Origin of the sequence: Clostridium sp. AF36-4, from assembly GCF_003435975.1 — a bacterium.
Classification (GTDB): Bacteria; Bacillota; Clostridia; order Lachnospirales; family Lachnospiraceae; genus Eubacterium_F.
This window is the reverse complement of the sequence record NZ_QTVH01000004.1, coordinates 89,529-113,812: the sequence shown is the minus strand read 5'-3', so window position 1 is coordinate 113,812 and position 24,284 is coordinate 89,529. Positions and strand designations below refer to the sequence as shown.

General features: G+C 42.6%; 26 protein-coding genes. 21 read left to right on the top strand and 5 right to left on the bottom strand.

What is annotated here, in order from left to right:
- Positions 1-32: 32 nt before the first annotated feature.
- The 3 genes from DW005_RS03550 to DW005_RS03540 are packed head-to-tail and all read left to right on the top strand — an operon-like array spanning position 33 to position 4,729.
- The gene (locus tag DW005_RS03550; RefSeq protein ID WP_147324409.1) at positions 33-2,807 is read left to right on the top strand and encodes a DUF6240 domain-containing protein; all 2,775 of its coding nucleotides are present in this window, start codon (positions 33-35) and stop codon (positions 2,805-2,807) included.
- A complete protein-coding gene (locus tag DW005_RS03545; protein ID WP_181974926.1) occupies positions 2,797-4,221 on the top strand; it encodes a flagellin in 1,425 nt (474 codons plus the stop codon). Before DW005_RS03550 ends, DW005_RS03545 begins: the two co-directional genes overlap by 11 nt.
- A gap of 28 nt (positions 4,222-4,249) precedes the next feature.
- Positions 4,250-4,729: a flagellar protein FliS gene (locus DW005_RS03540; RefSeq protein ID WP_117478187.1), complete on the top strand. Its 480-nt coding sequence runs from the start codon at positions 4,250-4,252 to the stop codon at positions 4,727-4,729.
- Here DW005_RS03540 and DW005_RS03535 read toward each other — a convergent pair.
- Positions 4,677-4,943 (bottom strand): YaaL family protein, encoded by a 267-nt coding sequence (locus tag DW005_RS03535; RefSeq protein WP_117478186.1) that lies wholly within the window; start codon positions 4,941-4,943, stop codon positions 4,677-4,679. The two genes, DW005_RS03540 and DW005_RS03535, sit on opposite strands and share 53 nt — an antisense overlap.
- 168 nt (positions 4,944-5,111) lie before the next feature.
- Here DW005_RS03535 and DW005_RS03530 point away from each other — a divergent pair, with 168 nt between their 5' ends.
- From DW005_RS03530 to DW005_RS03480, 11 genes are all read left to right on the top strand, one after another.
- Positions 5,112-5,618: a prepilin peptidase gene (locus DW005_RS03530; protein WP_117478185.1), complete on the top strand. Its 507-nt coding sequence runs from the start codon at positions 5,112-5,114 to the stop codon at positions 5,616-5,618.
- 51 nt (positions 5,619-5,669) lie between these two features.
- The gene (locus tag DW005_RS03525) at positions 5,670-6,695 is read left to right on the top strand and encodes a hypothetical protein (RefSeq protein WP_117478184.1); all 1,026 of its coding nucleotides are present in this window, start codon (positions 5,670-5,672) and stop codon (positions 6,693-6,695) included.
- On the top strand, positions 6,667-7,902 hold the full coding sequence (locus tag DW005_RS03520; RefSeq protein WP_242989349.1) for a CpaF family protein: 1,236 nt from the start codon (positions 6,667-6,669) through the stop codon (positions 7,900-7,902). The genes DW005_RS03525 and DW005_RS03520 overlap by 29 nt, the downstream gene beginning before the upstream one ends.
- Positions 7,903-7,907: 5 nt before the next feature.
- Positions 7,908-8,630, top strand: coding sequence for a type II secretion system F family protein (locus DW005_RS03515; protein WP_242989352.1), 723 nt, complete (start codon positions 7,908-7,910; stop codon positions 8,628-8,630).
- Between the two features lie 13 nt (positions 8,631-8,643).
- Positions 8,644-9,957 carry a hypothetical protein gene (locus DW005_RS03510; protein WP_117478182.1) on the top strand — a complete coding sequence of 438 codons (1,314 nt, stop codon included), beginning with the start codon at positions 8,644-8,646 and terminating at the stop codon, positions 9,955-9,957.
- Between the two features lie 30 nt (positions 9,958-9,987).
- Positions 9,988-10,164 (top strand): Flp1 family type IVb pilin, encoded by a 177-nt coding sequence (locus DW005_RS03505; RefSeq protein ID WP_117478181.1) that lies wholly within the window; start codon positions 9,988-9,990, stop codon positions 10,162-10,164.
- Positions 10,157-12,133: a DUF5702 domain-containing protein gene (locus DW005_RS03500; protein WP_117478180.1), complete on the top strand. Its 1,977-nt coding sequence runs from the start codon at positions 10,157-10,159 to the stop codon at positions 12,131-12,133. Before DW005_RS03505 ends, DW005_RS03500 begins: the two co-directional genes overlap by 8 nt.
- Before the next feature lie 159 nt (positions 12,134-12,292).
- A complete protein-coding gene (locus DW005_RS03495; protein WP_117478179.1) occupies positions 12,293-13,039 on the top strand; it encodes a TadE family protein in 747 nt (248 codons plus the stop codon).
- Between the two features lie 4 nt (positions 13,040-13,043).
- A complete protein-coding gene (locus DW005_RS03490; protein WP_022377798.1) occupies positions 13,044-13,460 on the top strand; it encodes a prepilin peptidase in 417 nt (138 codons plus the stop codon).
- On the top strand, positions 13,457-13,888 hold the full coding sequence (locus DW005_RS03485; protein ID WP_022377799.1) for a hypothetical protein: 432 nt from the start codon (positions 13,457-13,459) through the stop codon (positions 13,886-13,888). Before DW005_RS03490 ends, DW005_RS03485 begins: the two co-directional genes overlap by 4 nt.
- Positions 13,885-15,051, top strand: a complete 1,167-nt coding sequence (locus tag DW005_RS03480; protein WP_022377800.1) for a DUF6382 domain-containing protein — start codon at positions 13,885-13,887, stop codon at positions 15,049-15,051. Before DW005_RS03485 ends, DW005_RS03480 begins: the two co-directional genes overlap by 4 nt.
- Positions 15,052-15,066: 15 nt before the next feature.
- On the opposite strand, the gene DW005_RS03475 is transcribed toward DW005_RS03480, so the two are convergent.
- The gene (locus tag DW005_RS03475) at positions 15,067-16,473 is read right to left on the bottom strand and encodes an ASKHA domain-containing protein (protein ID WP_117478178.1); all 1,407 of its coding nucleotides are present in this window, start codon (positions 16,471-16,473) and stop codon (positions 15,067-15,069) included.
- 98 nt (positions 16,474-16,571) lie between these two features.
- Between DW005_RS03475 and DW005_RS03470 the strand changes: the two genes are divergently transcribed.
- The 6 genes from DW005_RS03470 to DW005_RS03445 all read left to right on the top strand — a co-directional run bounded on the left by DW005_RS03470 (position 16,572) and on the right by DW005_RS03445 (position 21,953).
- Positions 16,572-17,180, top strand: coding sequence for a rhomboid family intramembrane serine protease (locus tag DW005_RS03470; protein ID WP_117478177.1), 609 nt, complete (start codon positions 16,572-16,574; stop codon positions 17,178-17,180).
- Entirely contained in the window at positions 17,170-18,162 is a 993-nt protein-coding gene (locus DW005_RS03465) for an SCP2 sterol-binding domain-containing protein (protein WP_117478176.1), read from the top strand. The genes DW005_RS03470 and DW005_RS03465 overlap by 11 nt, the downstream gene beginning before the upstream one ends.
- Positions 18,163-18,179: 17 nt before the next feature.
- On the top strand, positions 18,180-18,599 hold the full coding sequence (locus DW005_RS03460) for an HIT family protein (protein WP_022377804.1): 420 nt from the start codon (positions 18,180-18,182) through the stop codon (positions 18,597-18,599).
- Positions 18,600-18,614: 15 nt separating this feature from the next.
- Entirely contained in the window at positions 18,615-19,679 is a 1,065-nt protein-coding gene (locus DW005_RS03455; RefSeq protein WP_022377805.1) for an undecaprenyldiphospho-muramoylpentapeptide beta-N-acetylglucosaminyltransferase, read from the top strand.
- 133 nt (positions 19,680-19,812) lie between these two features.
- Positions 19,813-20,517: a hypothetical protein gene (locus DW005_RS03450; RefSeq protein WP_117478175.1), complete on the top strand. Its 705-nt coding sequence runs from the start codon at positions 19,813-19,815 to the stop codon at positions 20,515-20,517.
- 83 nt (positions 20,518-20,600) lie between these two features.
- Positions 20,601-21,953, top strand: a complete 1,353-nt coding sequence (locus DW005_RS03445; RefSeq protein ID WP_117478174.1) for a glucose-6-phosphate isomerase — start codon at positions 20,601-20,603, stop codon at positions 21,951-21,953.
- A gap of 60 nt (positions 21,954-22,013) precedes the next feature.
- Here the strand turns inward: DW005_RS03445 and DW005_RS03440 are convergent, their stop codons facing one another.
- Positions 22,014-22,184 (bottom strand): 4Fe-4S binding protein, encoded by a 171-nt coding sequence (locus DW005_RS03440; protein WP_022377808.1) that lies wholly within the window; start codon positions 22,182-22,184, stop codon positions 22,014-22,016.
- A gap of 146 nt (positions 22,185-22,330) precedes the next feature.
- Complete coding sequence (locus DW005_RS03435; RefSeq protein ID WP_117478173.1) at positions 22,331-22,756, bottom strand: flavodoxin; 426 nt, start codon at positions 22,754-22,756, stop codon at positions 22,331-22,333.
- A gap of 256 nt (positions 22,757-23,012) precedes the next feature.
- On the opposite strand from DW005_RS03435, the gene DW005_RS03430 reads away from it, so the two are divergent.
- Positions 23,013-23,222, top strand: coding sequence for a DUF1858 domain-containing protein (locus DW005_RS03430; RefSeq protein WP_347461394.1), 210 nt, complete (start codon positions 23,013-23,015; stop codon positions 23,220-23,222).
- A gap of 62 nt (positions 23,223-23,284) precedes the next feature.
- Here the strand turns inward: DW005_RS03430 and DW005_RS03425 are convergent, their stop codons facing one another.
- A complete protein-coding gene (locus DW005_RS03425; RefSeq protein ID WP_181974925.1) occupies positions 23,285-24,085 on the bottom strand; it encodes an adaptor protein MecA in 801 nt (266 codons plus the stop codon).
- Positions 24,086-24,284 lie beyond the last annotated feature (199 nt).

The window sequence follows — 24,284 nt, the reverse complement described above, 5'->3', positions numbered from 1 at the left end:
TTGATGACACGGAAAGAATGGAGAAAAAAAACGTGTCTGTACAAGACGCCAAGGATGGCGGCATCTCCCAGATTCAGGTGGGAGCGACAATGGATTGTTCCGTACAAGAGGCGGGGAAACACCACATTGTGTATACGGAAGCAGAAGCAAAACAATTACAGAAACAAAATATGGTGCCTTTAGACGATGCGCAGATGTCACCGGCGGATTTTATCAGCCGCTGTATGACCGGGAAAGATGCAAAAGCGGTTTCGGAAGATGGGACACCGTTAGAAGAATATACTTCATCTCAGCTTGAGCGGGCGGTCACAAGAATTAAGAAAGAACGTCATGAGAAGCAGGAGGCTGTCGAGCGTGAAGTGACAAAACAGCGGGAAAAAGATGAGGCGGTAAGTAAAAATGCCGTTCAGTTAGCCGTGGACGGTAACGTCCCGGACGCTGTGATTGACCGGTTATTGGACAGTGACCTGCCGGTGACGGAAGAAAATGTGGCGAAGCTTTCGCATGCCGTAGATATGGCATCGGAAATCCGCTCTTTTTCGGACGCTGCGATGAAGTTTTTTATTGACAATGAAAATACAATTCTTACACCGGAAAGTGTTAATGCCGGTGTTCATGGGGCCGTGGAAGGTGAAGAGAATCCATTGTCCGAGGAAAATGATTTTTCACTTGTGGAGAATCAGGTTCGCAGCCGCTTAGAAGAGAGCGGGATGGAAGCAGATGACGAAAACATGGCAGCAGCGAAGTGGCTGTATGAAGAAGATTTACCGGTAACGGCAGAAAATGTGGCACTTTCTTCGCAGGTAAAAGAATTAAAAGAAACTAAAGATTCGGTTTTGGCGGCACGAATTGCCGACCAGATGGCGGAAGGTGTGCAGCCGGAAAAAGCGAATTTAGTGAAATTATCGGTGGCAGAGGCTGTTCGTTTTAAGAGAAGACTGGCGGAAACCCAGCTTACGATGACGGCGGATGCCATCCGCACGATGTCAGAAAAAGGAATTTCAATTGATGTCACGAAATTGGAAGATGTGGTTGAGAAACTTAGAGCAGCGGAAAAAGAGGCTTATCAGTCGGAACTTTTCAATGCGGATTTGCCGGTGACAGAAGAAAATATCAATACGCTGAAAGAAACTTCTCAGGCGGTAAAACAAGTGTTGTCTGCACCGGTTGAGTTTATGGGATATGCATTTACTCAGGGAGTAGAGGATACACTTTCTTCCCTGTCTTCTAAGGCAGAGGCGTTCACCGCTTCGTTTGATATGGTAGAAAATCGTTATGAGTCGGTGGGAACAGAAGTCCGCAGAGATTTAGGGGATTCGCTCACAAAAGCATTTTCCAATATCGATACGCTGCTTGAGGAAGCAGGTTTCGAGACAACAGCGAGAAATGAGCGGGCGGTTCGCGCTCTTGCTTATAATCAGATGCCTTTAACCAAGGAAAATCTGGTTTCTGTTAAAGAGTATGACGAGCGTGTTACGACGCTGATGAAAAGTATGAAACCGGAAGTTGTCTGTGAGCTCATACGCAAGGGCGAGAATCCGTTAGAAAAGACATTAGACGAATTGCAGAATGATGTGAATGAGATTTTAGCCCAAAATGATATAGAAGATATTTCTTTCCGAAAGTATTTGTGGAAGATGGACCACACGGATGGTCTTACGGAAGATGAGCGTGAAACGATGATTGGCGTTTACCGCCTTCTTCACCAGATTGAAAAAAGTGACGGAGCGGCAGCCGCTCAGGTATTAAATGAGGGAAAAGAATTATCGCTTTCTTCCCTTCTGTCGGCAGTTCGCACACGAAAAAAAGCCGGAATGGATGTCTCGGTGGATGATTCGTTTGGCATGGAAAAAGAAGTAATCGCTTCGAAAAATTCCATTTCCGAGCAGATTTATGCGGCATATGGACAAAATATTGCGGCAGATTTAACGGAAAAATTGTCACCACAGGTATTAAAAGAGGCAATGGGTGGAAATGAGGAAATTTCAGCAGAGGCATTATTGGAGCGGTGTGAAGAGGCAGCAATTGCAGAGGAAAATACCTTTTATGAGAATGAAGTGCGCTCTGTGCGTGAGGCGGCTGCAAAGAGTGAGTCAGAGGTGATAAATTTCTTAGAGGCGCTGGATTTACCGGCGACACTTTCCAATCTTTCACTGGTGCAGGAGTTTCGGCAGATGGGTGCCGGTAAATGGCGTGATTTGTGGAAAGAAGAGGATACCGATGCGGTTCTTGATGCGATGGAAGAGCCGGACTCTTTGGATGATGTATTTACAGAAATTGAAGAAAACATGCAAAAAGAACTAGTGGAAAGACGGGAATCAGACGATATAACATATGATGAAATTACATGGCAGAATCAGATGTCCCGCTTGTTTACGTTCCATGGCGCAATGCGCCGCTGTCAGGTTTATGAAGTGCCGATATTGACGGAATTTGGAATTACGACTTGCAATATTACAATTAGGGAAGGCGTGGAAAAAGAAAAGGGCAGTATTGAGATTGCTATGAATTCTAAGGAATTTGGCAGGTTGCAGGCTAGTTTTAAGGTAAAAGAGAAAAAGGTAAACGGCTTTGTTACCGTAGAGGATGAAACGAGTGTTTCCTCCTGCCAAGAGCGCATGGATGCATTTGAAAAGGAATTGGAAGAGATTGGTTTTACAATGGATGGTAATACCCTGATTACGGGGCAAAGGACGTCTCTTTCCGTAGGAAATAAAAAAGAAGGTGCAAAAAATCAGGATTTGTACCGGATTGCCAGATTATTTGTGGTAACCATGAACAGAAAGGACGATGACAATGAAAATTAATACAAATATTTCGGCGCTTCGCGCAAATTTTAACTTGAACAGTGTACAGTCACAGTTGACAGCAAGTACAAACAAATTATCTTCCGGCTACCGGATTACAAAAGCGGCAGATGATGCGGCAGGAATGGCAATTTCCCAGAAAATGCACGCACAGATTCGAGGACTTCAGAGAGCGTCCAAAAACGGTTCAGATGGTGTTTCTTTTATTCAGACGACAGAAGGTGTTCTCTCTGAGATTGAAAATATGTTACAGCGCTGCCGTGAACTTTCGGTACAGGCGGCAAACGGCAGTGTGACAACGATTGAAGATAAACAGGCACTGCAAAATGAGATTGATTCTTTGATGGCGGAAATCGACCGTTTGTCAAAAGATACTGAGTATAATACGATGAGTGTGTTAGATGGTTCCTGCTGCCGTCAGTCCTCATCCAACAATGTTGGTGTGAAATTGATTGATGCCAGTGATGATGTGGCATTAACCGGTTATAAATTTAAGATTGTATCAGAGGCAACACAGGCAACTGCAAAAACAGGTGCACTTGGATTTGCACCAACAGATGTAGTTGATAAGGCGACTGCAGGACAGATTCAGATTAATGGTGAAGTGATTGATATTAAGGAAGGTCAGACTTTTGAAGATGTTTATGCAAACATTCGTGATTACTGTGAAATGATGAATGTCGATGTGGTTCCGGTAAATGCCGCCGGTGTGGAGTGTGAACTGGCTGCGGCGACAAATCTTTCCTTTACCTCAGTTATTTACGGTGCATCCCAGAAGTTAAATATTACAACGGATAATGCAAATCTGGCACAGAAACTTGGTATTAACGGTGTGCAGACTACAGAGGGTACCGATGCAAAAGTAACACTTGATACTACTTCCGGATTTTCAAATACGGCAACAGTATTTATCAATGGCGGACAGATGGAAGTGTCGGACCGCGACGGATTCCGCATGTTATTTGATATTTCAAATGCGAAAGCCGGTTCAGACGCTACTGTTACCATGTTGGATGCCGGTTATGTTGCAATCCAAATTGGAGCTAATGAGGGACAGAGCATTAACATTTCAATTCCTTGTGTGAATACAAAAACGCTGGATATTGAAAACTGTAACGTATGTACCGTGGCAGGAGCTTCTTCCTCAATTTCAGCTTTTGATGATGCGATTCAGCAGGTTTCTTCCATTCGTGCTAAACTTGGTGCCTACCAGAATCGCTTGGATTCTGCAATATCAAGTCTTGATGAGACTTCACAGAACTTGACGGAGGCATGCTCTCGTATTGAAGATGTGGATATGTCGGAAGAAATGACAAAATATACACAGTACAGCGTGTTGGTACAGGCAGGTACTTCGATGTTAGCACAGGCGAACAACCAGCCACAGACGATTTTACAGATTCTTCAGGGATAAAAAATCCCGCGAATAGGAGGAAGATGGCATGGAAAAAGAACGGTTACAGGAATATGCAGCGCGTGTGACACAGGCAAACCGAAGTGAACTTGTTGTGATTATTTATGAGGCAACACTTGCCAGTATAGAAGAGGGAAAAAAATATTTAAAACAGGGAGAAATTGAAGCGGCGCGCCATGAAATTGAACGTGCGCGCAGTATGATTACGGAGTTGATGGCAAGTTTAGATTTGCAGTATGAGATTTCCCATTATCTTCGCCAGTTATATGTGTTTGCGTACCGGGAACTTTGTCAGGGCATCGCAAACAGAGACCCGGAGCAGTTAAATCATGCAACGGATATTTTTGAAGCACTTCTTCCTTCTTTTAAAGAAGTTGCAAAACAGGATGACTCCGAAGCCGTTATGAAAAACGTGCAGACAATTTATGCCGGCCTCACATATGGGCGTGGAACGCTCAATGAGACGATTGATAGCGGGGCTGATGCAAATCGCGGATTTGAGGCGTAAATTCGGCGTTTGTCTGAATACTCTGCACTTGGCGCAGTAAATATTTATAACGGAAAGACAGCGCATTGATTTCATAGATATAGCTGTCAATTAAATCCGGGTCACATACATTTTCAAAATTGGAATGGGCGGTTTCAAGCGCCTGTTGTAAGGCCTCAATTTCCTGCATAAGCTCGGCTTTTGTCTGGCATGCAGGATTTTTTTTATTCTTCATTTCACACTCTCCTTTACGATGAAAAATCACAAATATTTAGTAACAGTATAGTCAAAAAATGGAAAGGTTATGCATATTATCTTGTGTCGTAAAACGCTTTCGAAAGTTGTTGACAAGGAGGTATGTGGCGTGTTAAATTTGTAGCACATCACAGATAGGAGGTGAGTGATGACCTTAGTTTACGAGTTGATTTTTCTTGTTCTCGTACCGGCATCCCTCTTCGATTTATGGCAGTACCGTGTGCCGAATGCACTATGTTTTGCCGCTCTTGTGATAAGCCTTATCGGCCATCTGGACAGGATATCGGCAGGCGGGATTTCTTTCTGGCTTGCAGGGATAATCATTCCGTTTTCTGTCAGTTTTATATTTTACGTTTGCCACGTATTCGGGGCATCCGATAGTAAATTAATTTCTGTTATAGGAGCATTCCTTGGTTTTAGGGCTGCACTCCGTATCCTTGTTTATTCTATTTTTGTTGGTGCCATTATGGCGCTGTTTAAGATGATTTGGCGGAAGAATATGTTTCGCCGGTTTCGCTATTTATTTCAATTTATAAAAAGTGATAAAAAAACACGAAATAAAAATCCCTATTATGACATGAGACGAGATGGTGAAGATGGTGTCATTCCTTTTTGTATTGCCATATCCATCGCTGCCTTATGGGAGATATTTTAGGGAAAGTGCCCTTTTATGTAAATGGAAGGCAACGGAAAAAGGAGGATTCGGATGAAAGAAACGATAATACTTTTATATTTTTTGCAGGCAGATTATGGAAGGCGGCTGCTCCGCTTTTTGACAAGGAAAAAGAATAAACAGATACGATTGGAGTTAATGACAGAGAGAGAACGAGTGATGTGGCGGACGGAGACAGAGAACCAGCGGATTGTTGTTTTGACCGATGATGAGGGACTTTATGCAGAGGCAAAAAAAGAGGTGATTCTGTTAGGAAAGGCAGATGACAGGCAGCAGAAGAAGATTTTACAGTATCAGCGTGCCGAGGGCATTTACGAGGATTTATTGAAAATTCTTGGTTATAGGCCTTTGGAAGAACAGAAAAAAATACAAAAAGGTGTGATTATGTTTTTTTCGCCGGAGGGAATGATTGTTACGGAGCCTGCGGTGATGACGGCACAGTATCTGGGGACAAAAGGGCGGTGTCTGTTTGTCAGCTTAAGCGGATTTCCGGTATATTTTGACGGTGAATTTTCGAAAGATCCGCATTGGCAAAAAAGAGATATTGGCGAGCTTCTTTTGTGTCCATCGGAGAAGTTGTTTTCAGCGCAGTTACCGCAGTATGTTTATCCGTTTGGCAGTGCTGATATGCTGACTCCGTTTGCCCATTATAAGGATTTGTTAGACTGTGGAATCGAAGACTTGAAAAAGTTATTTGAGAGGCTCTTGACAATAGGTGAATATGATTCGCTGGTTGTCGAGATGGGGGCTTTGTCGGAGTCTTTGATGGAGTTTATGGTGTGTGCCGACAGGCTGTTTGTTGTAGATAAAAGAGATGGTTTCGGTGATGTGCGTAAGAAGGTTTTTTTGCATTATTGTGAGATGGAGAAAAAGAATGATTTATTAGCACTTGCTGAGTTTATTCCGGAATGGGAAGAGATACAAAACTGGCGGGAAAATCTTTGCACTCTGCCACTTGTCGAGTGGTCACAAAATAATCAGTTGATGTCACGTATGGAGCACTTACTGGAAAAAGAAGGAGGCCCGGAGGATGGATGTGTATGGGAAGATATGGAATGAAAGACGGATGGTAATTCGGGAACGGGTACTGGAGGAGGTTCCACCCGGTGCAGAACTTGAGGATGAAACCCTGCAGGCGATGATTGACCGGACGATAACGGAGCTTTTTCCGGATGAGTATATCCGGCTGGAAGAAAAGCGAAAACTGCGCCACATGGTCTTTAATTCAATTCGCCGCATGGATGTTTTGCAGGATGTGTTAGAGGATGAGACGATTACGGAAATTATGGTAAACGGACCGCATCACATTTTCGTTGAGCAGGCGGGGCGTTTGTATGAGACGGGACTTTCGTTTGAGCATCAAACGAGGCTGGAAAACATTGTTCAGCAGATTGCTTCCCGGGGAAACCGCATTGTGAATGAGTCAAACCCGATTTTGGATGCCCGTTTGGAAGATGGTTCCCGCGTAAATATTGTTGTGCCGCCGATTGCACTGGAAGGACCGGTGATTACCATTCGTAAGTTTCCAAAAGAAGCAATGACGATGGAGAAACTTCTTTCTCTTGGTGCGTTGACAAAGGAGGCATGTGAGTTTTTACAGAAGCTTGTGATTGCCAAATACAATATTTTTATTTCCGGAGGAACCGGTGCCGGAAAAACCACATTTTTAAATGTGCTGTCTAATTTCATTCCGAAAGAAGAGCGTGTGATTACGATTGAGGATTCTGCGGAATTGCAGATTCAAAACATCGCAAATCTGGTTCGTCTGGAAGCCAGAAACCGCAATGTAGAGGGGAAGAATGAAGTTACCATCCGCGATTTGGTTAAGAGTGCATTGCGTATGCGTCCCGACCGGATTATTGTTGGGGAGATTCGAGATTCTGCGGCAATTGATTTGTTGACAGCGATGAATACCGGACATGACGGAAGCTTGTCTACCGGTCATGCAAACAGTCCGAAAGATATGCTGAATCGTTTGGAGACGCTCTTTCTGATGGGTTTAGAAATTCCGTTGGCAGCGATTCGACAGCAGATTGCTTCCGGGATTGATATTATGATTCATCTTGGGAGACTTAGAGATAAGTCGCGGCGTGTGCTGGAAATCAGCGAGGTAGGAAGTGTGGTGGACGGTAAGATAGAACTTCATCCGTTATTTGTTTTTGAGGAACAGGGGGAAATGAATGGAAGGGTGAAGGGGCATCTTGTGAGGACAAAGACCGTTTTTTCGACAACAGAAAAAGCGGAGAGAGCAGGGGTGATTTTGTGAAATGGATGAGAGAACGAAAGTGGTATTTGAAAACAATGGCAGTTGGGTTTATCGGAAGTTTTTTCCTGCTGTTTTTATTTTACCGCCAGGCAGCATTGTGTTTTTTGGGTGCGGTTTTAGGAAGCGTTTGTTATGTAAGATACCGGATAAAAGTTCAAAAGGAGCAGGAGAAGTGGCAGTTGATGGTGGAATTTAAGGAGGCAATGGATAGCATGGTTTCTGCACTGGCAGCAGGATACTCTATGGAAAACGCCATCACAGAAGCGTATCGCGATATGAAGTTGCTGCATTCGGAGGATACGAGGATGATGAGAGAACTTTGGGACATACAGCAAAAAATTTCTCTGCATCAGCCATTGGATGAAGTGTTGTCCGCATTCGCATCAAAAAGTGGTGTGGAAGATATTATCACTTTCGCACAAATTTATGCGACGGCAAGAAAAAGCGGAGGGAATTTGGTAAAAGTGATGAAGCGGACGGCACAGAATATCAGCGAGAAGATGGAGATACAGAGAGAAATTCAAACGATGATTGCCGGAAAAAAGATGGAAGCTAATTGTATGACGGCGATTCCCCTTTTTATTATCCTGTATTTGCAGATTTGTTCTCCCGGTTTTTTGGATCCTTTATATGAGGGATTTTTTGGACGGCTTTTTATGACCGGTGCATTTTTTGTGTATTTGGGTGCCGCAGCATGGAGCAGACACTTGATGAAAATTGAATGTTAGGAGGTAGAAAATCATGAAAATTAAAAAAGACTGGTTTGGCATGTTTTCGTCTACGAGGGAGTATGCCAGAAGCATTTATGTGAGAGAACCGACCGAAGAAGTTGAGAAGCGGATTTGGACAAAAAGGATAAAAACAGCAGGGGTGTTAATGGCCGCTCTATTACTCAGTTTTTTGTATTGTTTATTTCAGCCGTCAGATACGCAGGAAATTTTGGATGGCTATGTGGTGAGACGGCAGGAACAAGAGCAGTCTTTGGCGGTTACGGCTGAGAGTAATGATGGACAGAAACTCTGGAAGAAGGAGTTAGAACTTATCGTGTCAGACCGCGATTTTACGGAGAAGGAGAAGGAAAATCTGGATGGCAAGACAAAGAAGTATCTGGAGTCTGAACTTCTGGGAGAAAATCAATCGCTTCAGCATGTGGATAAACCGCTGCATTTGCCGGATTCCATGCCCTCTACGCAGATGGAGATTCACTGGACGGTAGAAGACACTTATTTAAATGAAGATGGAAGCCTTTGCAAAGAGCAGATTCCAAAGTCTGGTGTCGATACGGAGGTGACGGCAGAGGCTTCATGGAAAAACTGGAAGAAAATATATTCATTTCCCATTCACATTGCGCCTGTCAAGTGGAGTGAAAAGAGTTTGTGGGAGAAAAATGTGGAACAGGCAGTGGCAAAGCAAATGGAAGAGCAGGCAGAAAAAGAAGTTGTAAAACTGCCGGAAACCATTGACGGTAAGAAGGTGCGCTATATTTTGAAGTCGGACGAAAAAAGTTATGCACTTGTGTATCTGGTTCTTGCTCTGATAATTTGCCTGCCGGTATTTTGGAGAATGCAGCAAAAGAAGGAGCAGACGCTTCGCAGGGAGCAGCTCTTACTTGACCATCCGGCGGTGGTAAATCAGTTTATGCTGCTTTTAGGTGCCGGGTTAAGCGTGAGAAAAGTGATTGAACGACTGGTTAGCGAGTATGAGAAAAAGTGCCAAAGGGGAGGTAAAAAAAGGTATGTGTATGAGGAACTTGGTGTTGCGATGCGTCAGATGCACGATGGCGTATCGGAGACGAAAGCAGTGGAGTGTTTTGGCAGGCGCTGTCTGTTACAGCAGTATTTGCGATTTTGTTCTCTGATTACGCAGAATATGAAAAAGGGAGCGGAAGGAATGCTCGCAATTTTAGAGACGGAGGCGATGGATTCTTTAGAAAGGCGCAAAGAACACGCACTGCAGCTGGGGGAAAAGGCAGGTACGAGACTGCTTTTCCCGATGATGTTGATGTTATTGATTGTTATGGGAATTATTATGGTTCCGGCATTTATGACAATGTGAGTGCCGGCGGATGGAAAGGAAGGTACAGCTATGAGAAATGTAATGAAAAATTATTTTTTAGAAGAGGATGCGATTGGTGTTGTTGAAATTATTTTGATTCTGGTAATTTTGATTGCTTTAGTGCTGATATTCAAAACGAAAATTACCAGTGTTGTAACGAAGGCGTTTACGAATTTTACCAGAGATACGGGGAAAATTCTTGCGTAGGCTGACGGGCTCCATCACGGTGTTTCTCTCGTTGGTTTTTCTCTTGGTTTTTGCCTTGTTTGGCACACTGTTGGAAACGGCACGCTATACGGTATGTAAAAACCATGCGGCGAGAACACTGCGGACAGGAGCAGAAGGGCTTTTATCCGAGTACAATAGACCACTCTATGAGCATTACGGATTGTTTTTTATTGAGAAAGGCGGTACCCCATATGAGCAGGTGATTGGGCGTTATGCAGGAGATACAATTTCTGCGGCGGACAAAGGTGAAATGGATTTTTTAGATGGCGGAATTGATGACATTCAGGTGAAAAACAAAGTGTATCTGGGGGATAATCACGCAGAGGCACTGCAAAAGCAGATTCGCTCTTACATGGGACGTGTTGTCACGAAGGAACAGTTACAAAAGGTGTTACATTCATCAAACGATTTGAAAAAAGTGGAAAAGTCCGCAAAAAATATCGAGACGACGGTGGAAAATCAAAAAAAGGCTGCAGAATGTTATACGGATTTACTTGAGTTGATGCGGTTGGTGGATGGCATTACGGTGACGGGCGGTACGATAATCTGCGAGCAGGAATTTGTAAAGATGTTCGTTACCGGAGAGTGCAAGGGGCAGAATTTTGGTGTCACTGAAGGCGCCGTGTGGAAACAGATGAAGAAAAATCTGGATCAATCAACGAAAGATTGGAATATAAAAAATAAGCTAAAGTTTTTGGCAAAGGTATCGAAGGTTAAAGGACGTATTAAACAGGCACAGAAAATTGGTGAGAAACTAAAAAATGGGTCAGCGTCAAAAGATGATACCATTTCGCGTGTGATTGCTGCTCTTCCGGTACTTAAGACAAACCTGGATATTCTTACAAAAACGGAAGAAATACTGCAAAAGGATAGTGTTAAAAACTGTAAAAAACGGCTGGAAAAGCTGTGGCAGGATTATGATACTTCATCCATTGTTTTTGATTATACCGGAGTGGAAGAAGATGGGGGAGGCGAAAATCCAAAAGATTCTTTGGAGGGTTCTTTTTCAAAAGGGATTCTTTCTCTTGTTGTAAAGTCGCCGTCCAAGTTGTCGAAAAAGTCCATTCAGTCGCCGGATTCTTTTGCTGAGTATTACAAAGAACAGGAAAAAGATAAGGAAGATTACGAAAAGAGAATATCGGATTTTATCTCGAGTGATACGGTGTCGCTTACAGGGATTCTTGGTGACATGGCAGATTATGGGATGGATGAATTTTGCCTCGATGAGTACATACAACATAAGTTTTTGGCATACGGAGAAAAAACGGACGCCAAGTGGAAACAGGCATTAGATTACGGACTTGAATATCTGGCTGCCGGAAAGGCATCGGATGAGGAAAATCTGGAATCTGTGCTAAATCGTATTTTGCTGATTCGGACAGTAACAAATTTTGTGGCGCTTGAGAGTGACTCCAAAAGACGAGGTGAGGCTCGAGCAGCCGCCATTGCGGCGGTTGGGTTTACCGGGCTTGCTCCGTTAATTACATTGACGCAGACGTTAATTCTTATTACGTGGAGTATATCGGAAAGCTTAACGGATGTTGCGGCTCTTTTGGATGGAAGAGATGTGCCACTTTGGAAAACGCCGAAAAGGTTTGTAACAAATTTTACGGAAATTGTTTTGATGAATCATGATTCACTGCAAAAAAGAGCAAAAAGATTTCCGAAGAGTAAAAAAAGCAGTTTCGGTTATCAGCAGTATCTGATGTTGTTTCTGGCAATGACAAAACAGAGTACGAGAAGATACCGTGTGATGGATTTGATTCAGAATGCAATGCAAAAAAACGGTTACAAGGGATTTAAACTGGGTAGCTGTGTTTACGAAATGAAAGTATGTGGCGGTTTTTTATTCCCCAGTCATTTCTTTCGTATGGCACCTCTTGAAAGCGTCCTTGGACGAGATGTGAAAAACTGCCGCATCAATGTTGAAATCTGTGCGGGGTATTAAAAAAGAATCGAGGCGAGAAAGGGTATTCTATGAAAAATTTAATTGAGGAATGAACCAAATTTTACCTAAAACAAAAATATAAAACATTATTATAATGAAAACCGTGTAACAATAGGATACCCTTTCTCGCCTCGAGTTTATGCATGGGGAGGATGGAATGTGAAGAAAAAAGAAAATGGCTCTATGACGGTAGAAGCGTCAATTTGTTTACCTGTATTTCTGTTTGCTATGATTTTAATTGGTTATCTGGGGCAGATGATCCGGTGTCAGGATGAGGTACAGTCTGCGCTTTCGCGGGTGGCAAAAGAAGCCGCCGCAGAGTATGGCATGTCAAAAAGTAATACGATAAAAAGCCAGGCGTATTATTTAGCGAAAATGAGTTTGTATTTAGAAGGTTCGGCGGGGAAAATTACTTTTTTTCAATCCCGTCTTTTAAAAGAAAATGACGAGATCGATTTGATTGCCGGTTTCCGGGTGAAAACACCATTTTCTATTTTTTCTCTGGGCAGTTACCAATTTCGCCAGCGCGTACATACAAGGGCTTTTACCGGTGTGGAGCGGCGGGAAAAGGAAAATGAAAAAGACTGTGTTGTTTATCTAACGGAGACCGGAACAGTTTATCACCGCTCGCTGGATTGCAGTTATTTAAAACTTACGATTTCAAAGGTTTTGTATCGTGATTTAGTGAATCTTAGAAACAGCAGTGGTGGAAAGTATAAGATATGCGAAAGATGCTACCATGGCATAACGCCGCAGGATGGAGAGGAAGTTTACATCACGATTTATGGAGACCGTTACCATAAATCGCGAACATGCAGTGGGCTTAAGCGGACAATTCGGGAAATTATGCTTTCGCAGGTGGGAAACCGTGCGCCGTGCAGCAAATGTGGCGGAAAGGAGAAGTGATAAGATGAATGTATTTATTTTTTTAATCACCGGTATTTATTTATCCGTGATGGCGGTAATTGACCATAGACTTCAAAAGATTCCGGTACTTCCCGGCGTGATTGGTATTCTTGTCATAGTGCTGGCGAGAGTGGTAGATGGCGATTTTTGGAAGTGGATGCCGGGAGTGGCAGTGGGTGTTTTTTTATATTTGATGAGCAAAGCGACAAGGGGTGCCGTCGGAGAAGGAGATGCCCTTGTTTATCTGATGACAGGAGTAACGCTTGGCTTTTTTGGCAACATAGAACTTTTGACATTAAGTTTGTTTTTTTCTGCTATTGTTTCGGTGTTTCTCCTTGTTTTCCGTAAAGTAGGGAAAAAGAAACGGATTCCGTTTGTTCCTTTTACGGCAATCGCTTACGGGGTGGTGATGGTTTTATGAAAGAAGCAAGTTATACGGTAGAGGCGGTGTTTGTCGGCTGCATTACGATATGGGTCATACTGGCGCTTCTGTACAGCAGTTTTTATATCCATGACCGCATGATATTAGGCTCTGAAATTGGAAACCGGATAGAATGTGGCAGTGAGCGGGGAGAATTGTCCGTTTCTGAAAAAGAAGAAAATAATCTTTGTCGTCTGCTCAATGAGAAATTATTTTTAATGAAAATCAATCAGGTGTCACTTACCAAAAAGATAGCATCTGTGCGTGCGGATGTCCGGTATTCACTGCCGATTTCTTTATCCGAAATAAAGGCACTTTTTGTAACGAGGGAAACCGGGCAGAATTTTGTATTTACAAAGGAACTGATTCGTCCCATGGAAATGAAGTGGGATTATGATTTGCTGAAAGGAAAAGGAGGGGGAAAATGAAGCAGGAATTTGTTCAGGAGGGCATGAGAACCTATTTAAAAATTGAGGGAGATGATTTGGAAAATGTCGGGGATAAAATGTTTTCTTATCAGACGATTCCCGGTTTTGTGCCGATGGAGATTGAATGGGTGGATGAGAAAAAACAATATGTGTATGATGTGACCGGTAAGTTGAATTTGAAACAATATCTGGAAAAGGATGGTATAGGAAAACATAAAGTGAAAAAGGTTATGGAATGTTTGTTATCCCTGCCGGAACGGTTAGAGTCATATTTACTGGATGGAAATGATGTGAGGATACTGCCGGATTGTATTTTTGTGGATAAACATTCGGAAGAAGTGTATGGCATATATTATCCGGGGAATGATTGTTATGGAATGACTGCTTATGCGGCAGTTGCCGAGTTTATAATTGACCATATGAATCAAAAGGATACTGAACTGGCATTTTTCGTGTATGGACTGCACAAAAGGTTTCTTGAAGAAGGGATGACACTTGTTGCTTTGCGGGAATATATGGATTCGGATTCTCATGTGGAAACAGATTTTGCAAAAGAGGAAGAGAAAAAAGATTCTTTGATTTATCAGGCAAAGTCAACTCCGGATAAAGAATTTTTACCGTTTAAAAAAGGGCAGATGGACACAGAAGTTTTGCGGCATGCGGTTCCGATTGGAGTTTTAATTTTAGGAGTTCTGGTGCCGGTTGTTTTGTATGCAGGCGGATGGTTTCGACTGGCGGTTTCCGGTGGAACAGACTGGGTAAAAGCAGCCGGAGCATTTATATTTTTTCTTGGCGTTTCTGTATATGGGGCTTGGAAATTGTGGCCGCAAAAGGAGATTGTTGCTTCTTGGGATGAGACGGATTTGCTATCGGTCTGTTTGATTCCCTGTCAGGGAAAAGAAGAACCGGTTCCGCTTTCGCATTTTCCGTTTTTGATAGGAAGTGAGAGAGAACGGGTCGATGGCGTGCTGTGCGCCAAAGGAGTGAGTGCCATTCATGCACAGTTTGTCCGGGAAGGAGATGTGGTATATCTGCTGGATGAAGAGTCCGGGCAGGGAACTTTTTATAATGATACACGATTAGTTCCGTGGCAGAAAACAAAGGTAAAGGACGGAGATATCCTGCGGTTTGGGACTGGCGAGTATGTGGTGGAAATCACTTAAAATAACGACACAAAATTAGCGGATGTCCGGAAAAGTCATGTGGTGCAGATAGGTTTTCTGAAAATCCGGGTGTTCCCCTAAATTCAAAGGGACGCAGTCGTTTTGAATCGCCGGTGTCCGTTCATAGACAGCCCATTGATACAATCCCTGAAGACAAGTGTTTCCCATTACTTTTATTTCAGAAATGCAAAGGTCTGAAAACAAGCCGATGCACTGACAGTCTTCAATTGACAGATGGAATCCAAAACCGCCGCCAAGATATAGTGTGAACGATTCCTTTTTTGATACACCGGATTCCGCTAGGAGAATATCGATACCGGCAGCAATGGCAGCAATGGCGAGCTGGATACTGCGTAAATCTTCGGGAAGGAAGGTGATTGATTTTCCATCAGGACTTTTTGACAAAACAATACCGTCTGTCTTAAATTTTTCAGTTAGAACACCGTCACTTGTCACATAGTGTTTACGAAGTAATTCGGCACACAGGCTGATGGCACCGGAACCGCAGATTCCGATTGGATGGGCATTGTTTATTGTCGTAAGGGAAGGGAAAAGAGTTCTTAAAACGACATGTGAGATAGCCCCCGAAATGCCGGGACATCCACAGGAGAGGCCGTTTCCCTCAAAGGCGGGACCTGCCGCAGTTGCAGCGGTATAGAGTTTTCCTTTGTGGTTAAGAACCATCTCACCGTTGGTTCCCAAATCAAGAAACAAAGCATTTTCACCGGATGACGGTAAATGGCAGGAAAGAAGCCCTGCGGTAATATCGCCGCCGACAAAGGCAGAAATCCAAGGGGCGGTGTAGACGGTGCAGTTTCCAATGGAAAGTGGTTCTGGGGAAGGTACCTTGATCGTAAAAGGGCTGTGACCAAGGCTTGTACAGTCATAGCCAAACAGCAAATGTATCATGGTGGTGTTTCCGCCGATATAACAGAAGCGAATGGCAGAAATGTCATTATGTGTCATCTGGCAGAGGAGGGCGGTTTCCTTTTTTATATGTTTACGGATGCAATCCGTTAAATCGGAAAGATTTCCATGCGTCGCAGCCTGAATTCGGGAAATGACATCCGAACCAAAATGAGCTTGTGGATTTGCGGAAGTTTTACACTGGCGCAGAGCACCGGACTCTTTATCAATAAACGCCATGGCAATCGTTGTTGTACCAAGGTCAATTAAAAGGGTGTCGGCAGTGCCGTCGGATGTTTCCATTTTTTCTAAGGAGATACTTTGAATTTTGTCAGAAGTATCCGGAAGGGATACATCCATTGGCTTCTTTGGAATCAGGGAGCAGTCAAAGGAATACCGCGCACCATTACAGCGATGGGCACCGTGGCAGTTACAGGGAAGTGAAAATCCCTGCTCCTCAATCAGAGTCAATATATTTTTAGTATTCTGCGCATCCGCATGAATGTGAATGTTCATAAGAAATCCTTTCCTCGGCAGATTGACCGACCTTTCATTCTGTGTTACAATTCATCATAGCATAAAGTTTAAAAAAGAGGAAGAACAGGGAGAAAAATATGGAGACTAAAAACCGCATTCCGGTGATGACGCTTTTGCTGATTTTGATTAATGTTGTGGTGTATCTGTATGTGGAAATTCATGGTTCCAGTTATGATGCCGAATATATGATAAAAATGGGCGCTGTGTATGAGCCGTATATTGTACAGAGACATGAATATTACCGGCTTATTACGCATTTTTTCCTTCATTTTGGATTTGATCACCTGTTTAACAATATGATTTCTCTTTTGATACTTGGTTATTCACTGGAGAAAGTAACAGGGAAAATAAGATTTTTAATTTTATACTTTTTGTCCGGAATATTGGCGGGAATTGTTTCCTTAGCGTACAATCTGTCAATGGCACAGGAAAGTGTATCTTGTGGTGCATCGGGTGCCATATATGGTTTGATGGGTGCGCTGCTTGTGATGTTAGTTGTGGGGAACCGGGGAAGGTTGTCTTCGGAAGTACCCCGATATATTTTGTATCTTGCCATTAGTCTGTATAGCGGGATGCAGGATCCGACGATAGATAATGCCGCCCATATTGGCGGTTTTGTAGCAGGTGCTGTCATTTGTTTATGCATGACGCGGTTTATCCGAATGGAGGTTTCTTATGAGAGTTAATATTTATTATGGTGGACGAGGTCTGATTGACGACCCGACGTTGTATGTGTTAGAGAAAATTACAAAAGTGCTGGATGAATTGCGGGTTACTGTGGAACGCTATAATCTATATGAAGATAAGCGTGCGATTACCGTACTTCCAAAGACGTTAAAAGAGGCAGACGGTGTGATTTTGGCGGCTTCTTTGGAGTGGTTTGGATTTGGCGGTTTTCTGCATCAGTTTTTGGATGCATGCTGGCTGTATGGCGACAAAGAAAAACTTTCCCATATGTATATGATGCCGGTTGTGATGGCGACAACGTATGGGGAGAGAGAGGCAGAGTATTCTCTGATTCGCGCATGGGAAATGCTTGGCGGTGTGCCGGGCGAAGGTATCTGTGCATATGTAGATAATCATGTGGAATTCGAAATGAATGCACAGTTTGGCCTAATGATTGAAAAGAAAACAGAGAATTTTTACCGCATGATTTCAAAAAAGGCGGTTGCTTTTCCGAACAGCAGCGTTGCCGTAAAGAGAAATGTATTAAGAACCAGCAATCTTTCCCTGACGCCACAGGAGAGCGAGCAGTTATCAGAGTATGTTTCCAATGATAACTATGTAAAAAAACAAAAAGAAGATATTGAGGAATTAGCAAGTTTGTTCAAAGGGATGCTTGGCGAGGAAAAAGATGAAGACGATTATGTAGAGCGTCTGAAAAGCCACTTTTTCCCGATGGAAGGACTAAAAGCAGTTTTTCGTATTGATTTAGTGGAAGAAAAATCTTCTCTTATTATTGATATTAATGATTCAAAACTGAATTGTTACCGAGGAACGGTGGAGCAGGCAGATGTTACAGCGAAAGTGAAGACCGCAGTCTTCAAGCAGGTGCTTGATGGCACAAAAACTTTCCAGAGTGCATTTATGTCCGGCGAGTTATCGGCACAGGGAAATTTCAAAATCCTGCGCAATTTTGACACCATTTTCCGGTTTCAGAATATATAACATGGAGGAAATGAAGGATGAGTGTGGATAATTGTATTTTTTGTAAGATTCTTGCGGATGAGATTCCATCATCGGTTGTGTATGAGGATGATATGTTTCGTGCCATACTAGATGTGAATCCGGCTGCGAAAGGTCATGTTATTATTTTGCCAAAGAAGCATGCGGCAAACATATTTGAACTGCCGGATGAAGAGGCATCGAAGATTTTGATTGTAGCCCGCAAAATTGCGAAAGCTTTGAAAGAGACTTATCACTGCGATGGAGTAAATATTTTGCAGAATAACGGTGAGGCAGCAGGACAGACCGTATTCCATCTGCATGTTCATGTGATTCCTCGTTTTGAGGGGGACACAGATCATATTAACATTGGCTGGAAACCGGGTGAAACACCGGCTGATTTACAGGAAATCGCAGAAGCAATTAAAGCAAATTTATAAGGAGAGGACTTTCCTATGAAACGAATTATTTTGACGGGCGGCGGCACCGCCGGACATGTAACGCCGAATATCGCGTTGATTCCGGAGCTTAAAAAAAGAGGATTTGAGATTCATTACATTGGTTCCAAAACAGGAATTGAAAAAGAATTGATTGGAAACTTTGATATTCCGTACTATGGAATTTCTTCCGGTAAACTGCGCCGCTATTTTGACGTAAAAAACTTTACGGACCCATTCCGTATTTTGAAGGGATATTCAGAGGCAAAGAAACTGATTAAGAAAATCAAACCGGATGTTATCTTTTCAAAGGGCGGTTTTGTAACGGTGCCGGTTGTAAAAGCAGCGAGCAGACAAAAAGTTCCATGTGTGCTGCATGAATCCGATATTTCACCGGGACTTGCCAATCGTCTCTGTATTCCGTCCGCTACGGCAATTTGTGCAAACTTCCCGGAAACGATTGCCAATCTGCCGGAGGATAAAGCATACTTGACAGGAACGCCAATCCGAAGTGAGCTGTTTTCCGGAAACCGTCTCAAAGGACTGGATTTTTGTGGATTTACGGCAAACAAACCGGTTATTCTTGTAATTGGCGGAAGTCTTGGCTCCGTTCGTGTGAATGAGGCAGTCCGGGAGATTTTGCCAAAGTTATTAGAAAAATATCAGGTCATTCATCTGTGTGGAAAAGACAAAGTGGACGAATCACTGAAACAGACAGAAGGCTATGTGCAGTTTGAGTATATTCAGAAAGAATTGTGCGATTTGCTGGATGCAGCAGATTTGGTGATTTCGCGTGCCGGCGCAAATGCAATTTGTGAATTGCTGGCCCTTCATAAACCGAACATTCTGATTCCGCTGTCGTTGGAAGCAAGCCGCGGTGACCAGATTTTGAATGCGGCTTCTTTTGAAAAACAGGGCTTTAGCTATGTGATTAAAGAAGAAGAATTAACGAGCGAAAAATTGTTGGCAGCCATTACATCGGTTGATGAGAATAAGGAAACTTATAAACAGGCAATGAGTCAAAGCAATCAGCAGGATGCTGTTGTGAAAGTTGCAGATATTATTGAAAAAGCTTGTAAATAGTTGGATGATGCCGAAAATTGGCAGATAATCCAAAATAATGTCATACGATTTTTGAATTTGATGGGATATCCTTCTAGGCAGAAGAATATCCCATTGTTATACTTGTCTTATCAAACAGGAAAGGAAGATGAATATGACAGAGTGGATTCAAAAACAGTATGTTGTGGCAGGTATTGCTGCTGTGTGTCTTGTATCAATGTTAGTTAAGTGCCTCATTCGCCACAAATACCGGGCGATGCTTAGGGAGGTACAGGATATGGGACATTCCAAACATAAACTTGTGAAGTCAATGGTGATGAAATTCGATGCCTGCTATAAGTTAAAAATGGGAGTTCCCAATGTTTCTCTTTTTGTGAAGAAATATTTGTGGCACTACCGCATGATGGGGCTTTATATGAAAACGTGGGAAAATATCAATGGGTTCTGTCTTGTAATCGTAATGGCGGGAAGTATGGCAAGCGGTATTTTTGCCATGATGCAGGGAATGTCTGCGGCAATTGTTTTTTCACAGCTGTTAGCAGGTGTTTTTGCAACCGGAGTTTTATTACTCATCGAATACATAGCAAATACATCGAATCTTTTTGACATGCTGCAGGTTGATATTACGGATTATCTGGAAAATATCTGCAAACCCCGCCTTGAAAATGAACTGTTTCATGCAGAGCATCTAAGTGAATATCAAAGAGAATATTTTGATAAGACACCGGAGCAGAAAGTTGTGGATTTGGATTTTTCGAAGAAAAAAACGGAACCTAAGAAATTAACATCAGAAGACCTTACGTTTACCAAAGAGGAAGAGAGTGTGATACGTGAAGTCATTCAAGAATATCTCGGTTAGTAGTTGACAGAGAGAAAATGGAAAGAGTATAATTTATGGTAAGTGGATTAATAGACTAATAACACAACAGGAGGAACAATTTGATGGGAAAACATGTTACGTTTGATTATTCGTTAGCGGATAAATTTATCCGTGAGGATGAAGTGGAATTGATGATGGCTTCGGTTCATGCGGCAAGAGAGACTTTGGAGTCAAAAAGCGGGGCAGGAAATGATTTCCTTGGCTGGATTGATTTGCCGGAAGATTATGACAAGGCTGAGTTTGAGCGGATTCAGGCAGCAGCGAAAAAGATTCAGTCAGATTCAGATGTATTGGTTGTAATTGGTATTGGTGGTTCTTATCTGGGTGCCCGTGCAGCAATCGAATTTTTGAGACACTGCTTCTACAACAGTGTGGACAAGTCTGTACGCAAGACACCGGAAATTTATTATGCAGGTAATAATATCAGTGGTACATATCTGGCACAGTTGATTGAGACAATCGGCGACCGTGATTTCTCGGTAAATGTCATTAGTAAATCGGGAACCACAACGGAACCTGCGATTGCTTTCCGCGTGATGAAAGAGATTCTTGAGAATAAATATGGAAAAGAAGAGGCTGCAAAACGAATTTATGCAACGACGGATAAAGCAAAAGGTGCGTTGAAGAGTCTTGCAACCGAAGAAGGATATGAAACATTTGTAGTACCGGATGATGTAGGCGGAAGATTTTCCGTATTAACAGCTGTTGGTCTTCTTCCGATTGCAGCAAGCGGTGCTGATATCACAAAACTTATGGAAGGTGCACAGAGCATGCGTAAGCTTTGCTTAGAGACACCAATTGAGAAAAACGATGCCATTTTATATGCAGCAGTTCGTAACCTTTTGTACCGTAAAGGCAAATCCGTTGAGGTACTCGCAAACTATGAACCGATTTTCCATTATGTAGGTGAATGGTGGAAGCAGCTTTATGGCGAGAGCGAAGGAAAAGACCAGAAAGGTATCTTCCCGGCTTCCGTTGATTTGACAACCGACCTTCACTCAATGGGGCAGTTTATTCAGGACGGTTCCCGTATTATGTATGAGACCGTAATGGAACTGGAAAAACCGGCACTTGACCTTACCGTGAAAAAAGAAGAAAATGATTTGGACGGCTTGAATTATCTGGCCGGAAAAACATTGGATTTTGTAAATAAGAGTGCGATGAAAGGAACACAGCTTGCTCATACGGATGGTAATGTTCCAAATCTGCAGATTCGTATTCCGGAGCAGAACGAGTTCTATCTTGGTGAGTTGTTCTACTTCTTTGAATATGCCTGCGGTATCAGTGGATATCTGCTTGGCGTGAATCCATTTAATCAGCCAGGCGTTGAGAGTTACAAGAAAAACATGTTTGCTCTGCTTGGTAAACCGGGTTATGAGGAATTAAGTAAAGAATTGCTTGCAAGATTATCGTAAGGAAAAAGACAAAACAAAAGGGACCGTCAAATGACAGTCCCTTTTTAATTTTAATAAAAATTATTCAGCTTCAATCGCACCGGTAGGACATGCTGCTGCGCAAGAACCGCAATCCAAGCAAGCTCCGCCGTCGATTTCGTAATGTGCATCGCCTTCTGAAATAGCGCCTACTGGACACTCAGATGCACATGAACCACAACTGATGCAAGAATCAGAAATTTTATAAGCCATTTTTAAATCCTCCTTTTCTCAAAAATATTTTGAACATACTCACATGATAATACAATTTGCTCAAAAATACAAGGGAAAATTTATCGATAAGCCCTTAGAAAAGAATGGAAAAGGAGCACGACTTGCGTTACTGATAAAAAATATCATTACTGAGCGGCAAGCTGTTTGCCAAGTGCCTTACATTCAGCAATAGCATCGTCATTTGGGACTTCCTGACAAATCAGACCCTCGCCGTTTAATACACGTGCGCCGGCTGCTTCCATACGCTCTACCCAGTCACGCATCCACTGACCGTCACCCCAGCCATATGAGCCAAAGAGTGCAATGGTCTTTCCACCAACGCTTCTTTCCAACTCGGATACAAAAGGTTCCATTTCGCTTTCTTCCAAAACCTCTGCGCCCATTGCCGGACATCCGAGTGCAAATACTTTTTCTGCTTTCAAGGCATCCAGAGAAGCGTCCGTAACATCAATAATTTTAGCTTCTTTGCCTGCTTCTGTTACGCCTTCGCTAATCGCTTCTGCCATAGCCTGCGTGTTTCCTGTCTGTGACCAATAAACAATCGATATCATAGTTAAACCTCCTTTATGTAGTTAGTTAAATCTAACTCACGCTTATACTAGTTTACTTTATGAAATCTGTCAACCGGATTATTGATAGATTTAATCAGCATCCATTAATTGAGATTCTTTCTTAAAAATGGAAAAACTTTACAGACTCAAAATGCGAATAACATTCCTTGACAAAGAATACACTTGTGACTATAATCGAAATTGCATGATATGATAGTTATCGATGACGAAAGCCAAAAGGAGGATATATACTATGTTGAAGGAAGTAACAAAGGATATGCTGATTGGAGAAATTTTGCAGGCAGACGCAACGGTTGCACCGATTCTTATGGCGTCCGGTATGCACTGCATTGGCTGCCCGGCTTCTCAGGGAGAAAGTTTAGAGGAAGCAGCAATGGTTCACGGCATTGACAGCGATGAACTGGTTACGAAAATTAATGAGTATCTGGCAACAAAGAATGCATAAGATTGTATTAAAAAAGGACCGCTTTTGTGGTCCTTTTTTCATGTTCTTAATTCATTGCAGCCTTAAATATCAGCAAGCTTAGTTAATGCGTTGTCCTTCAAAATCAGACGAAAATGCTCGTTATAATATGCCTGTGTGGCATAAGTAACATTTTCCTCTTTTGCGTATTCAGCCAAAGCAGAACACATCAGACGGAAAGCATTTTTCCCTTTGCCGCGGTGGAGTAACAAGAAATACCGCTTAGTAGCAGGGTCTTTCCACAAACTGTTTTTGCCACGGTAATCGCAGTCAATCTGACTGGTAAGTGTTATCAGCGTATTCAGGGAATCAAAGGAGAATACTTTGATTCGGTTAGCAAGTGGTTCTGCCTCTTTTTTCTTAGCGTTGCGTCTGTTTCCCTGCAAAGTATCCTTTAATGGTACAAATTCGCCTGATGATTCAGAAGAATCTTTTGTTTCATTATCCTCGGCTTCTTCCAATAATTCATGGAGCTGCTCGAAGCAGTTTATGAAATCCTCAGAATTCTCCGGTGCATCTTCTTCTAACAAATCATTGTCATCGGAATCGGCATCATCCGATGGGCCAAACATGGAGAAACGCTCATCCAATTCATCTGGATTATCAACTTTATTAATAAGCAGAATGATGGAATCCCGTGAAGTCGGGATTGCCTCAATCATAAGTGGAATATCATCCGCATCAAAACCTAAGTCTATATTCGCTTGCTCCATTATATCACGAAAAAGTTCTTTAGCTTTATCGGAGCCGTAAGCCAATTCACTGATTTTGAGCTGACGTTCCATCAAATCATGTTTGTTTAAGGTACAACGGATTTGATTTTCACTCGTTCGTTCAATTTTCACAAGCACACATCCTTTCATATTTTCTATTGTAGAAAAGTATAAGTTATCTTATCTATAAAGTCAACACTAAGTGAAAAAAAACAAGGGGAAAGTCGTTTAGTCGTTTGGGATGAGCTGAAACGGATAGACGACACTTGTTTTGGCAAAATCACCTCTTATATAATAGAAGCAGGTAAGTCAAAGCGATACGATGGGAGGT

What these genes read in the sequence shown, in the direction of transcription:
- DW005_RS03455 (WP_022377805.1), top strand. Translation starts at nt 18,615, where the DNA reads ATGAAACGAATTATTTTGACGGGCGGCGGCACCGCCGGACATGTAACG.
- DW005_RS03435 (WP_117478173.1), bottom strand. Translation starts at nt 22,756, where the DNA reads ATGATATCGATTGTTTATTGGTCACAGACAGGAAACACGCAGGCTATG.
- DW005_RS03460 (WP_022377804.1), top strand. Translation starts at nt 18,180, where the DNA reads ATGAGTGTGGATAATTGTATTTTTTGTAAGATTCTTGCGGATGAGATT.
- DW005_RS03480 (WP_022377800.1), top strand. Translation starts at nt 13,885, where the DNA reads ATGAAGCAGGAATTTGTTCAGGAGGGCATGAGAACCTATTTAAAAATT.
- DW005_RS03465 (WP_117478176.1), top strand. Translation starts at nt 17,170, where the DNA reads ATGAGAGTTAATATTTATTATGGTGGACGAGGTCTGATTGACGACCCG.
- DW005_RS03445 (WP_117478174.1), top strand. Translation starts at nt 20,601, where the DNA reads ATGGGAAAACATGTTACGTTTGATTATTCGTTAGCGGATAAATTTATC.
- DW005_RS03530 (WP_117478185.1), top strand. Translation starts at nt 5,112, where the DNA reads ATGACCTTAGTTTACGAGTTGATTTTTCTTGTTCTCGTACCGGCATCC.
- DW005_RS03510 (WP_117478182.1), top strand. Translation starts at nt 8,644, where the DNA reads ATGAAAATTAAAAAAGACTGGTTTGGCATGTTTTCGTCTACGAGGGAG.
- DW005_RS03475 (WP_117478178.1), bottom strand. Translation starts at nt 16,473, where the DNA reads ATGAACATTCACATTCATGCGGATGCGCAGAATACTAAAAATATATTG.
- DW005_RS03440 (WP_022377808.1), bottom strand. Translation starts at nt 22,184, where the DNA reads ATGGCTTATAAAATTTCTGATTCTTGCATCAGTTGTGGTTCATGTGCA.
- DW005_RS03470 (WP_117478177.1), top strand. Translation starts at nt 16,572, where the DNA reads ATGGAGACTAAAAACCGCATTCCGGTGATGACGCTTTTGCTGATTTTG.
- DW005_RS03450 (WP_117478175.1), top strand. Translation starts at nt 19,813, where the DNA reads ATGACAGAGTGGATTCAAAAACAGTATGTTGTGGCAGGTATTGCTGCT.
- DW005_RS03525 (WP_117478184.1), top strand. Translation starts at nt 5,670, where the DNA reads ATGAAAGAAACGATAATACTTTTATATTTTTTGCAGGCAGATTATGGA.
- DW005_RS03515 (WP_242989352.1), top strand. Translation starts at nt 7,908, where the DNA reads ATGAGAGAACGAAAGTGGTATTTGAAAACAATGGCAGTTGGGTTTATC.
- DW005_RS03505 (WP_117478181.1), top strand. Translation starts at nt 9,988, where the DNA reads ATGAGAAATGTAATGAAAAATTATTTTTTAGAAGAGGATGCGATTGGT.
- DW005_RS03540 (WP_117478187.1), top strand. Translation starts at nt 4,250, where the DNA reads ATGGAAAAAGAACGGTTACAGGAATATGCAGCGCGTGTGACACAGGCA.
- DW005_RS03520 (WP_242989349.1), top strand. Translation starts at nt 6,667, where the DNA reads ATGGATGTGTATGGGAAGATATGGAATGAAAGACGGATGGTAATTCGG.
- DW005_RS03485 (WP_022377799.1), top strand. Translation starts at nt 13,457, where the DNA reads ATGAAAGAAGCAAGTTATACGGTAGAGGCGGTGTTTGTCGGCTGCATT.
- DW005_RS03545 (WP_181974926.1), top strand. Translation starts at nt 2,797, where the DNA reads ATGAAAATTAATACAAATATTTCGGCGCTTCGCGCAAATTTTAACTTG.
- DW005_RS03535 (WP_117478186.1), bottom strand. Translation starts at nt 4,943, where the DNA reads ATGAAGAATAAAAAAAATCCTGCATGCCAGACAAAAGCCGAGCTTATG.
- DW005_RS03490 (WP_022377798.1), top strand. Translation starts at nt 13,044, where the DNA reads ATGAATGTATTTATTTTTTTAATCACCGGTATTTATTTATCCGTGATG.